This is a genomic window from Winogradskyella sp. R77965, assembly GCF_044594915.1.
Taxonomy (GTDB): Bacteria; Bacteroidota; Bacteroidia; order Flavobacteriales; family Flavobacteriaceae; genus Winogradskyella.
Genome location: NZ_CP138990.1, coordinates 3,631,430 through 3,644,684, shown reverse-complemented (window position 1 = coordinate 3,644,684; position 13,255 = coordinate 3,631,430). Strand labels below are relative to the sequence as shown.

Genomic DNA, 13,255 nt, shown 5'->3' with positions numbered 1-13,255 from the left:
ATCTATTTTTTTAATTTGAATGTTGTTTCTAAATATTCTTGTGACGAGGTTCCTATTTTAACGGTATAATCTCCTGCTTCTAAAACTTTTTCCATTGAAATTCCAGTAAACTCTAACATTTTAGGAGTGATTGTGAATGTTACTGTTTTACTTTCTCCAGCATCTAATTCTATCTTTTCAAAACCTTTTAATTCTTTGTCTGGTCTAGTCACCGAACCTATTTCGTCCTTAATGTACATTTGTACTGCTTCTTTGGCTTTCATGCTACCGTTGTTAGTTACTTTTACACTAACTTCCAACTCGGTATCAGGTGTTATTTCTTGACTTGATATTTTTATATCTGAATACTCAAAATCGCCATAACTCAATCCATGACCAAAAGGATACAACGGTCCTTTTCCTAAGAATAAATATTCTTTTTTATAGTTAATTTCTTTCATGCTATAATGATAAGGCAATTGTCCAATAGACCTCGGAATTGTTACTGGTGATTTACCAGATGGCGATACTTCACCAAAAATAATTTTTGCAGTAGATTCATCCCCAAATTCACTCAAATCCCAAGTATCTAAAATGGCATCTGCTTCGGCTGCCATGGTATTTATAGATAACGTTCTTCTATGCTTTAAAACCACTATTACTGGTTTCCCTAAGGCTTTAATTTTTTCTACAAGCTCATCTTGCGGTCCAACTGGGTCAATCGTAGCACGATCTCCCAAAGTACTGTTACTAAAATAGGCTTCTTTAGCCGTAAACTCATCACCTCCTAAAAATAGGATAGTCACATCAGCACTTCTAGCTGTGTTCACCAATTTCGATATGGCTTGTGGGTCTCTTTTTAATAATTCTGGCGCTCCACCTTTTTCATTGGTTAAATGAAACCCTTTTTCGGCAACAAATTTGACATTTGAACCTGAAACAGATTCGAACATTGCTTTAGTATCATCTTTTAATAATGGCCCTAAAAGTGCAACTTTCATTGATTTTTCTTTACTTAATGGCAATGTTTTATTTTCATTTTTTAGTAAAATAATAGATTCCAAATCCGACTCTTTTGCCAATTCTAAAGACGATGCTGCACGAACACCATTTTTCGTTTCTTCAATATCAATATATGGATTATCAAAAAGTCCAAGGATGAATTTTGTTCTTAATACACGACGTACCGAACGGTCGATTAATTTTTCTAACTCAGGATTTTTCTTAACCATTTCTGGTAAATACGAATACGAATCTTCAGCGTATAAATCAATATCAATTCCTGCTTCCAATCCCATTTGTGCAGCAGCTTCTGGCGACTCTGCAACACCCATAAAATAAAATAAACGCGCAATATCATTAGAATCGGAAACTACGTAACCTTCAAATCCCCATTGGTCGCGAAGTACACCAGTTAATAATTCTGGATTTCCGTGACTTGCGACACCATTTAAATCACCATGCGATGCCATAATACCTAAAGATTTAGCTTCTTTTACAGCGGCTTCAAATGGTGGATAAATTTCATCAATCAACGTTCTTTCAGAAATTTCAATAGCTGCGAAGTTAGAACCACCTAATACTTGCCCATAACCTGCAAAATGTTTTGCTACAGCACCAATATGAGTTCCGTTGCCTAAGCCTTCATAATTACCTTGAACACCTATTACAGCATTTTTAACCATTTCAGTTGTTAAATAAGTATCTTCCCCAAAAGCTTCAGACATACGACCAAAACGTGGATCCCGAACAATATCTGCCTCAGGTGAATGACACATGTGCATCCCTCGTAATCTGGCTTCTCTACCAACCACATCCCATTGTCTTTGCACCAATTCCGGATTAAATGATGCTGCAGATGTCATTGGGCGACCAAATTTGGTACAACCTTCCGCATCAACACCATTATAAGATTCTGTGACGAATAATGCAGGAATTCCCCAACGATTATTCTCGATGATATATTTTTGAAGTTCATTATTTAGTTTCGCTGCAGCCGCAGGATCAATATGTTCTCCTGGATTTTTAACACCTGCAATACCTAATTTTAGTTTTTCTATGACTTTTTTAGACAATTTTAAATTGCCATTCTCATCAGGTTTTGTACCAATATTGGCATGAAAAATTCGCATTTGTGCTACTTTTTCTTCAATTGATAACTTCGGAAGCAAAGCTTCAACACGTTCTTCTATGGATAACGAGGCATCTTTATAATCTTTCTCTACGGGTTCTGAACACGATATTATGGATACTGCTAGAATTGCGAATAGTATTAGTGTTTGTCTTTTCATTATTGCTTTGATAATTTTAGTTGATGTATTCTTAGTTGTTTTTATGTAAATCTAAACCTGTTAATTTTTAAATACTCTACTGCAGAAGATTTAAACACCAAACATATGGTTTGTCCATCGTTCAGATCTTCTACCTTGAACCTTTTAGTTTTAAAGGCTTTTGTAGTATTAGCATTGAACTTACAAGTTGCTAAAAGTTTTCCATTTGAATTGCCCTCCCTTACTTCAATCTCTGTATCTGTTTGAGATAAAAATTGAAATTCTATGTTGCTTTTTTTATTCAAATTATGAATATTTGGATAAGTTACAAAACCATTAGTTTCTTCTGGAATTATTGAAAAGCCTCCCATTACATTCTCCGCTTTATTCACAGCGTTGGCCCTAAAATAATCTTCAGCTTCAATATAGCCATTATTGGCATCATACTGTCCTACACCAACACCATCGACTCTTATTATTGCCATTTCACCATTTTCTTTATAATGAACATAACTAATAAAAGAATCCCTAAACCATCGATTTCCTGTTTGACTGATATCGCAATACACAAAGTACGATTGGTTGTGCCTTACGAAAAAACTGCCATGACGTCCTTGTAAAAAACCATTTGGCCATGTTGGACTATCATACCCTTCAGCAAAACTATCTTCTTTGATGATGGTATCTACATAATCGAAAGGTCCGTACAAATTATCGGACATGGCATAAAAACAACCCCAAGACAAATAATATTTTCCGTTATACTTGTGCACAAATGGTTTATCATCCGTTGGCATGTCCTCGTTTTTGCCGTCTCTGTTATATGGACCTTTTGGATTATTTATAGTAACTTTCTTTGGTGCTTCGGCGAGGCTAATCATATCATCATTCAACTTAGCGACGTAATAATCCCATACTCCAAATAAGATGTAGTGTTCTCCATTTTCCTCAAAGATGGACATATCGTACTCGTGCGTTGGTGTTAAATCTGAAGTCAACAAAGGTTTTCCTAAAGGGTCTTTCCATGGTCCAACAGGTGTATCTCCAACGACCACACCAGTTTGTTCGTTACCTTCTGAAAAATACCAATAATACTTTCCATTTTTGTAAGCTGCGTCTGTTGCCCAACATCTTGAATAGTCTTTACCGATATACGTATCTTTTGGATTAAGAACACTTCGTTTTGTCCAATTCACTAAATCTGGTGACGACCATACCCACCAATCTTCCATAATGAATTTATCATTATTTATAGATTTATCATGTGATGCATACACATAAGCCGTATCATTGAAAATATGAATGTGTGGGTCGTTTAGGCCTTTATTGGGTACTATTGGGTTTTGAGCATAACAATACATGGCAACACTTAAAAGAAGTATAGTATGTAATAACCCATTTTTCAATATCCTGAATTTTGTAATAGATTTTAAAGATAAAATATGATAAAATGATGTTTATCCTGTACTATATGGTATATGAAGCTAAAAGTTTATTCTTTGGTTTTCTTAATCAAGATTACCCAATCTTTTTCGGGTTTTGATGGTGGTTTGCCTAATGCGACTATCCCTTCAGCTTTTACTGAAACAATCGTACCTTCTTGTAAATCTCCACCTTCTCTTGGATTGAACCATTTTATTTCAAAAGTATTTCCTGAATCACCTAAATTTATTTTGATGTTATCAGCATTCCTTTCTGCATATACAACATAAACTTCTCCCTCTTTTGCTAAACAGTATGAAGAGTCATCTGAAGTTAAGTTATCATTAGGTTCCATTTCCCAAAAGGGAATATGCGTGTTAAAAAATTGAAGTGCGTATCGGTTTTGATCCCAGAACAAATCGCGACTCCTAAAATCTTGACAAGTTAAATCTGAATTCGGACTCGCATAACCAAAGTACCATTCCACGCCAAACCCTCCTGCCATTAAAGTTCCCCATAAGGCTCTCGAACGCGCAAAATTATGTTCTGGGTCTTCATCATCTGGAAGCAAGGCGATATTAGCTTTACCTGGTTCATCCACAGCTATGGCCCATTTTCTGCCAGTGGCATTCGAGTTATCTCTCCATTTTAAAACTCTTGAATGTACATCATTAAATTCGGGATGACTTAACTGTAAAGAAGCACCTGTAAGTGGTGATTGGTCTCCTATAAATTCTGCGAATCTATCGTCTTTATTTGGATAGGTATGAATTACTAAGTGACTGTTATAAGCATCTAACTTAGACACGTATTCAGCTACTTTCAACACCTCTTCAATAGGCTGATCATTTTCCTCTCCCAAATTCCAGTTCATCGATAAATGATGCCCGAATCTTGCAATCAATTCTCGATAATACAATTTACCCTCAATACCAAAAGTTCCTTTATCCATTAAATGGTCCGTTTCGGTTTCATGGGTTTTAAAATGTAAAAACATGCCTTTTGTTTCGGCATATTCAAAAATGCGTTCCCATTGATCTAGCTTTGAAACATCGAAGCGTGTTTTATGAAATAGGGTTTCCCAAGCTTCTTTATTCTTTTTTACACTTGCATAGGTTTCGTAGTCTTCAATCGACACTTTTAACAGATGCGGAAATATATTTCTATCGTCACCATCTACATTGAACGTTAAGAAAGAAAACACATTTAATGCTTCACTAGCTAAATAATTAATGGCACCTAAAAGGTTTTTACCCTTGCCTTCTTGCCATAAAAATGGTGTTGCCGTTTCTTCAAAATCTTTGGCATGTGGTTCCCATTGTTTTTGGAATCCTAAGGCGTTGGTTGATACATCAAAATCTGAATAGGCTAATAAGTTTTCTGGTGCATCCACACCCAATTTTATGAAGTATTTTTGAGATTCAGCAAACTTTAAATAGGATTCGCCCACATAATGTAAACGTCCTTTGGTACGATTGTCAATATCTGTTTTATCAGATTCTGAAACGGTAAATATTCCCGATTGCCCATCCATAAAACCTGCGCTTGACGCCTTGTCGACTTTATCAGCTACTGCAATATTTTCACCTTTTTTAAATGAAACTGTATAGGTCCATTCGCCAACGGCATTAGGTGTAAAACGCGCTTGCCAAACATTTCCACTATCACTACTCGTTTCGGCAGCATTACCATCAGCAGCATAAAACCCTGGAATAACGAAAACATTATCCTTGTTTTTAAATGTAACATCTAATCTGTAATTTAAAAACGGATTGGCTTCTGCTAACTCATCAGTTTCAGGTCCTTCAAAATTTAATGTAATACGATGCCATTTTTTTAGTTCACCTTCAACTTTAACATCAGCCTGTTTTTGGCATGACATCAGCGCAAAAAATGCAAAAATTAATGACAAATAAGTTTTCAAATATCAAGCAATTAAAACGAATTTATTTTGAGTTGTATCGTATGCTTTCCTGGTGCTAATCTAATATAATCGAAAGCAGACGGTACTTTTTGTCCATTATGGATTAAATCTTTTCCATCTAATCCATTCAATGAAAATTCAGCAACCATATTGCCTGGTATTTCAATTTCGTACGTCTGTAGTCGAGCTCCGTTATAGGTGTATTTTGCTTTTATAGTACCTCTTACTGTTGGTACTTCTATCTCACTATTTTTTAATTTACTCATTTGAGGTTTAATGGTCGTTACAGCAAATCCTGGTGTTTTAGGTTTGATTCCCCATAAACCTCTTGGAATTACATTGGCAGGTGCTGCACCCCAAGCATGATTCCAATCTAGGTTAACCTTATACTCATAATCCCAAGCTTCTAAACTAATTGTTGAGCCTACTCTAATCATATTGTACCAGCTTCTTTTAGCTTTACTGGCTAACAATTCAAGCGCATAATCTGCTTCTCCTGCATTGTATAAACCATCCATTAAAAATTGTGCACCATAAACACTACAAGCCATGCCTCTAGATTTTACATAATCTACCACAGAATCAAAGTGTTCTTCTGGAACAAGCCCAAATGCCAAAGGCATCATATTGGCGTGTAAAGAGGCATGGTCTGTACCAATACCATCGACATAAACACCACGCTCTTTGTCAAACATTTGTTCGTTCACGGCTTTTTTTGCTTTTGCAGCTCTATATTCAAAATCTAAAGCTTCTTCTGTTTTACCTAATATAGTTGCAAACTCCGTCATGATTTTCATGTTCTCGTAAAAGAAAGCATTAATAACCGTACTGTAAGGTTTAAACACAAAACCATCACGTTCGCCTTTAGTCTTGCTTCCTGCAAAATTCTTTGATGGCCAATCGACAATATCGGTCAATGGCTTTTTATAACCAGGTTTAAAACCTAACTTGTACATAAATTCTTCAGTAACTTTTGTAGATGTAATTAAACCATCTTCATTAGATAATTCATAAAGTGTTTTATGTTTTAAAGGCTCATAATAACGCTCTATAAGTTCTGTATTTCCGGTATACATGTAATCTGCATAGATTAACAATGCCACATGCTGCTGCCATTCTGTAGGCCATGTTGGATGCTCCATAAAATACTCAATGGTGCGTCTTGCCATTGCAAACTCTCTATCGGTTGTGTAGTGACTTAACTGATTTAAATAGGCATCGGCCTCATACGGAATACGCTCTCTATCTCCATCTACATACAATCCGTTAAACGTTGTTGCTTTAATAGAGTATTTAGAAAAATCCCAAACTTGATTCAAAATATCGTTATTACTACTAAAACTACTTGCATTATCATCCCAATAGCTTGTGTGTCTTAACTGTTCGAAGTCTTCTGCTTTTAAAGCTGTTTTAGCCCCTTCAACTTCCGCATATCTAAAAGGCTGTAGTACAGGAAAACCTTCTGGTAAAGGGATAGCCTTACTTGGTCCTTTCATACGCTTGTCTGGAACTGGGTTAATTTGTATTTGGTATTTTGTTTGTCCTGGTGTTACATCAACCATAATTTCTTGATAACGAATGTTACTTTTTGCTGGTGGTGTTCTATTTACATTCCCATTATCATCCACCATTTCGCCAATTCTAACTGTTAATGTATGTGGTTCTTTAGCGACATAATTAAAATCTATCGTCGCAAATGCAGCTTTACCAAAATCCATAAAGTAAAAATCGCCTCTGTTTTCAAACATTACAGGCTTTACTCTATCTACTTCATATTTGTTTTCAGTAGAAATGATATAATCATCTGGTTTACCTGTGGTAAATTTTTGAGCTTCAGAATAATCGACTAATCGATTTTCTTGTTCCCAAATTCTGACTTTCCAGTAGTATGTTTTTCCAATTTCGAGAGGATTTCCAGCATATTCAACATCTGTTGATTGCGTAGAAGCTACGCGTCCGCTATCCCAAACATCACCATTGTTATTATCAATATCTGTTTTATTTGAGGCGACTAGAATTTGATAAGCGCCTTGAAATTTAGACCCTAAAGGTACTGTCCACCCGAACTCTGGTTTTAGGTCAAATATTTTAACATCTGATCCAGGTTCTCTAATTAACTCAACGGTTAATTCTGTAGGTGCTGCTCTGTATGCGTTGCTATTTTTCTTAATTAACTCATCAGTTTTTGCTCGAAGTTTATCTGCAACAGCTTTGTATTTTTTCTTTCCGATTAAATTCTTAATCTCTTGTGGGTCTTTCTCTAAATCGTAAAGCTCTTCAATACTTTTGTCATTGACGTATCTGAAGTATTTCCACTTTTTAGTTCTAACACCTTCACTTGGTGCTATATTTTCAAAATCCCAAATATGTTCTATCAAGATAGTGTCTCTACCAATAGTTTTAGTGTCCTTTTTCACCATTGGCATCAGGCTTTTTCCTTGCCATGATTCTGGTGCTTTTATGCCTGCTAAATCTGCAATTGTTGATGGCACATCGATATTTAATGCCATATCACTAATATCTTGGTGCTTGTTAACTCTAGGGTCAAAAACAATTAATGGTACACGAATAGAGTTATCGTACATTAACCATTTACCGGCCATTTGGCGCTCTCCCAAGAAATAACCATTATCACCCATAACGATGATAACCGTATTCTTGTCTAAACCTTTAGCTTTAAGCTTTTCTTCTGATTTTTTTGATTTCTAAATCTACTCCAGAAATCATACGGTAATAGCCTTTTACACTATGCTGATATTTCTCTGGATTGTCGTATCTCCATGTCCAGCGCAATCTATTAAAGCCTTTTTTTACAATTTCAGGTTGCGCATCAAAATATTTATCATCACCCAATTCTGGATCAGGCATTGTTGTACTCGCTAACATTTTATCCATTTCAGACTGCCAAAAATATTGGTCTTCTGCTGGGTCGTGTGCATGAGGTGCACTAAAACTTAGTGATAAGCAAAATGGCTCTTCAGTTGATGCATTATCAATAAAATCTAGCGCTTTTTGACCTGTGTAACGTGTTAAATGTACTGTGTCGTTATCTATGGTTTTGTAATAATAACCTCTTCTATCTTTGAAGCGGTTATTTCTGTCGTAAGACTCATACTCATCAAATTGCTTATCTAAATTATTATAACGCACACCGTATTTTCCGTAAAACCCAGTATGATAGCCATTATCCTTTAGTAATCTCGGATAAGAGTTCTCCATATATTCGTCACGAACATTACCAGTTTGAAAGTTAAAGTTGTGAGCACGCTCATGCAAACCTGTTAAGATACTAGCTCTACTTGCCGCACAAATTGGTGTGGTTACTATGGCTGTATTAAAATAAGTTCCTGACTTTGCTAAATCATCCATTTCTGGTGTTTCCACATATTTATTTCCAGCGTAACCGATGGCATCAAAACGTTGGTCGTCTGTAAGAATGAAAATAATATTTGGCTTTTGGCTATTGGTCTTTTGCTGTGCATAAGTTGTGTTAAAACCATACATTACGCTTAGTAGCACTAATAAATAACTGTTTTTAAACATGTATAAACGGATTAATTGTTTTGTTGAATTGATAACTTATTTTGGATAACTTATAAAGATTATCCTAATTGTTAAAATTAAGTTTTTATGATTTGGCTTGTATCCTGTTCTATCCTGAAAAAGGAATAAGCAGAATCGTAAATAGTTTACGGTTGCCATTGGTCTGTTCTGAAAACAGAAATAGGTAATCCTGATTTTGTTTCGAGGTTACTTTCAAAACAAGCTTCGAAACCATATCTTACAGCTACAGGTTTTCTCACCTTCTTACTTGATAAGATTACCTGTTTACCATTTTTGCGAAATTCAATATTAGCTGGATAAAATATCTTGTCAGCTCCTGCTATTGAAAATCCTTTTACATTTTTAGAACTTATAAGTTTATCATTTTTGAAAAATTTAAACTTAAGTATTATCTCATCATTTTTAATTTTGAACGATTTAAATTCAGCACTCCTGTTGGATAAATTTTTAAAGCGATACTGCTTTGCTAACGCCAAATTTGAAAGTCGCTTTGCTACGATTTCTTTTTTTGATGGATGAATGTCATTACAGTCTCCCGCATCAGTAGTTACAACTACACCAGTATTATTTATTTCTTGAGCAATTTGTAATTGGGCTTCTCTAATTAAGTTTGGTCTAATTGAAGTCCCTTTTTTATTTTTTGAATAATCAAAAGGTGCAATTTGCACAAAGTAAAAAGGAAGGTTATCATCTTTCCATTGTCTTCTCCAAGCATCAATTAAATCCTTCATAAAATCTTTATATGAATTTGGCTGAGTTCTATTAGATTCACCTTGATACCAAAGCACTCCTTTTACGGTATAGTTTTGAAAAGGGTGAATCATACCATTATATAAAAATGATGGCTTTTTCTGTTTATTCTCCTCTTTTGGTAGTTTGTCAAAAAAATTAATGCCTTTGTATTTCAGCAAGTCTTTTTTAGGAATCCAACTTTCTATTCTTGTACCGCCCCAAGACGCCTCAATAATTCCTATGGGCACATTTAGTTTTTTATATAATTCAACAGCAAAAATATAGCCAATAGCACTAAACTTTTTTACTGACTCCTTATTAGACTCTTGCCATTCTGAATTAACATCATTACTCGGCAAAACACTTGCTGTTCTTGGTGTATTGAATAATCTAATGGTTTTCTTATCTGCAATGTCAATGTATTTCTGAGCATTTAATACCTTAGATTTTCGAAAGCCTCTTAAAGCCATTTCCATATTGGATTGTCCAGAGCAAAACCAAACTTCGCCAATTAAAACATTTTTTAAAAGAATAGAAGAAGACCCTTTTACTGAAATCGTTTCTGAAACAAAAGATCCTTTTTTAGTTTTAACACTAGTTTTCCAATGACCATTTTCATCAGTTATAACCTTTGCTTTGCTTCCCCAACTTGTAATAATAGTTATTACTGAATTAGGACTATCGTTACCCCAAAAAGCTACATTCTCTTTTTGTTGCAAAACCATGTTATCTCCAAAAAAAGAAGGTAATTTCGTTTGGGCTTGTAGCGAAATTGTAATTAAAAAGATACTAAAAAAACAATTTCTTACCCCTTTCATACTCTTACTAAAGAAGGTTAGTATTCCATTTAACAATTTCATTATTATACATGGCATCGAGCCCCATTTGTACGCATATCGCAGTTTTTGCGCCTGTGATTATATCAGATTTGGGTTGTTTATTATTTAAAATAGCGTCTTTAAAATCTAATAGTGCTTGTTTTGTTGGATTTAGATGTTCAACATTTATTTGGTAACCTTTTTCTTTATCCCATTGAACGGTGGCACCACTAACACCATCAACTTCTCCAAGAACTCTGTTCTTCTTTTTACCTTCAGGATAAAACCAGGCGTTTTTCATATCAATGATTATCGTGCCTTTATCTCCAATCACTTTTATTTGGTAACCATCTTTCGCATTATTGGTTAAGTATGTAAATTTTGCTTTAACTCCGTTTGGATAGCTATAGGTTAAATGGACATTATCATAAGTTTCTCTTCCATCTTTCCAATAATCTACACCTCCAATACCCATAACTTGGTTTGGAGTTTCATTAAGCACCCAATTCACAAAATCGATTTGATGCGACGCTAATTCGGCCGTAAGACCTCCAGAAAATTCTCGGTACATTCTCCAATTTATAGCTTTTTCATATTTAGGCTCAGGAACTGGCCGTCTCCAATTGCCGTGTCTGTTCCATTGACATTCAAATGCAGTTATGTTCCCAACTTTTCCTTGTTGAATTAAGTCAACTACATGTGTATAAAGTCTTGAACTATGGTATTGATGACCTGTTTGGAATATGTTTTTGGATTGATTTGCTTTGTTTACTAGTTCACCAATTTCGTCGTATCCTTTAGCTAATGTTTTTTCACAGAATACATGTTTACCAGCATCGAGCGCATCCATTGCAATTTTTGAATGTGTATTAAAGGGTGTTGCTACAATGACAGCATCGATATCCTTATTATCCAATAATTTTCGGTAATCTGAATAGCCCTTTGGGTTTGAATTCGCTTTAGCTAAACCTTTATCTAATCTAAAAGGTAAAACATCACAACCAGCAATCACATTTACCTTGTCTATGGAATTGATAATCGACATTAATCCACTTCCGCGAACTCCTGTACCAATAACACCAACGTTTATAGTTTCATTGGCCTTTATACTAGATAATATATTACCGTATAAATACGAAGAACCAGCCATTACTGCAGTGGTCGCAGCAGTTTTTTTAATGAACGAACGTCTTTTCAAATTTTAAAATTTTGGTTCCCAGCCAGACTCATACGTTCTAGACCAGAGTTTCATAGCTTCTCTATCATACATCGTACCAGTTTTATCGTCTATATCAAATCCATTCTTAATTCTGAAAGCAATATTCGCATAATGCACCATTGCCATACTTTTACTAGCATCATCAATAGGTGCTGTTAATTTCGCCTTACCTCTAATGGTATCAAACAAATTTTGAACATGTTTTGTAGAGGTATCGCCTCCACCACCTAAAGCGTTTCCGGCTTCTTTTGATGCTGAATCAAACTCCTTTACCACTTTGCCCTTGCGGTCGTATAAAATATATTTTCCTCTATTTACAAATACAGAACCTTCGGTACCATAAATAACCGTACCTCTTCCTCCACCATACGTACTATAACTATTTCTAGATTTTCCATCCCATTTAACCACTTTGTGGTCAGCGAATTTAAATGTCGCTTCCATATCATCATACATTTCCCAACCATCATCTAAAAAGTGACGTTTTTCTGCTTCGACATAGACGTGCTGTGGAATATCTACTTGTAATGCCCAACGTGCTACATCTAACTCGTGTGTACCGTTGTTCCCAGCTTCGGCTGTTCCGTAGTCCCAACCGTACCAATGCCAGTTATAATTCCATGTTTCAGATGTGTAATCGCGTCTTGGCGCTGGTCCTTGCCACAAATCCCAATCTAAACCTTCTGGCACAGCAGCCGGTTTTTGTAGTGGTACTTTACCACGTCCGTTATTGTAAAATGCAACAGCTTTATACGGTTTACCTATTACACCATTATGGATTTCATTTATAATTTCAATAGTATGACCAGATGAACGTTGCTGGTTACCCATTTGAACCACTTTATTAAAATGCTTGGCTGCTTTTACAAGTTGTTCATTCTCGTGCATGTTATGACTACAAGGTTTTTCTACATACACGTGCTTTCCTGCTTTCATTGCCATAATCGAACCTGGCGTGTGCCAATGGTCTGGTGTGGCATTAATTAACACATCTACGTTTTTATCGTCTAATACTTTTCTAATATCGTTCTCTAGCTTTGGGTCGTAATCGATATGCTCTCTAAATCCTTTTAAGGCCTTTAGGCGTTGACTTTCCATAACATCGCATAAATACAATAATTTGGCGTTACTTTGTTTTGAACCCATTGGCGATTTAAAGGCATTTAACCGTCGTCCTAAACCAGCAATAGCAACATTCAAGCGGTCGTTTGCGCCAATAATATTATTGTAACTTTTGGAAGACATAGCATTAATACCACCTGTAAAACTCACGCCAATAGCGGCTGCCGTTGTCTTTTTTATAAAATCTCTTCGGTTATTTCCCATC

At 35.5% G+C, this 13,255-nt stretch carries 8 protein-coding genes; all 8 read right to left on the bottom strand.

Annotated features, from left to right (window positions below):
• Nucleotides 1–2 precede the first annotated feature (2 nt).
• The 8 genes from SJY34_RS16225 to SJY34_RS16190 all read right to left on the bottom strand — a co-directional run bounded on the left by SJY34_RS16225 (nucleotide 3) and on the right by SJY34_RS16190 (nucleotide 13,254).
• Complete coding sequence (locus tag SJY34_RS16225; RefSeq protein ID WP_400077472.1) at nucleotides 3–2,270, bottom strand: glycoside hydrolase family 3 N-terminal domain-containing protein; 2,268 nt, start codon at nucleotides 2,268–2,270, stop codon at nucleotides 3–5.
• Nucleotides 2,271–2,311: 41 nt separating this feature from the next.
• Complete coding sequence (locus SJY34_RS16220) at nucleotides 2,312–3,655, bottom strand: family 43 glycosylhydrolase (protein ID WP_400077470.1); 1,344 nt, start codon at nucleotides 3,653–3,655, stop codon at nucleotides 2,312–2,314.
• Between the two features lie 86 nt (nucleotides 3,656–3,741).
• Entirely contained in the window at nucleotides 3,742–5,553 is a 1,812-nt protein-coding gene (locus tag SJY34_RS16215; RefSeq protein WP_400077468.1) for a DUF5060 domain-containing protein, read from the bottom strand.
• 53 nt (nucleotides 5,554–5,606) lie between these two features.
• Nucleotides 5,607–8,234: a sulfatase/phosphatase domain-containing protein gene (locus SJY34_RS16210; RefSeq protein WP_400077466.1), complete on the bottom strand. Its 2,628-nt coding sequence runs from the start codon at nucleotides 8,232–8,234 to the stop codon at nucleotides 5,607–5,609.
• Nucleotides 8,235–8,271: 37 nt separating this feature from the next.
• A complete protein-coding gene (locus SJY34_RS16205) occupies nucleotides 8,272–9,138 on the bottom strand; it encodes a sulfatase-like hydrolase/transferase (protein WP_400077464.1) in 867 nt (288 codons plus the stop codon).
• A 146-nt stretch (nucleotides 9,139–9,284) separates the two neighbouring features.
• Nucleotides 9,285–10,751 (bottom strand): sialate O-acetylesterase, encoded by a 1,467-nt coding sequence (locus SJY34_RS16200; protein ID WP_400077462.1) that lies wholly within the window; start codon nucleotides 10,749–10,751, stop codon nucleotides 9,285–9,287.
• Complete coding sequence (locus tag SJY34_RS16195; RefSeq protein WP_400077460.1) at nucleotides 10,717–11,907, bottom strand: Gfo/Idh/MocA family protein; 1,191 nt, start codon at nucleotides 11,905–11,907, stop codon at nucleotides 10,717–10,719. The genes SJY34_RS16200 and SJY34_RS16195 overlap by 35 nt, the downstream gene beginning before the upstream one ends.
• A gap of 3 nt (nucleotides 11,908–11,910) precedes the next feature.
• The gene (locus SJY34_RS16190) at nucleotides 11,911–13,254 is read right to left on the bottom strand and encodes a Gfo/Idh/MocA family protein (RefSeq protein WP_400077458.1); all 1,344 of its coding nucleotides are present in this window, start codon (nucleotides 13,252–13,254) and stop codon (nucleotides 11,911–11,913) included.
• Nucleotide 13,255 lies beyond the last annotated feature (1 nt).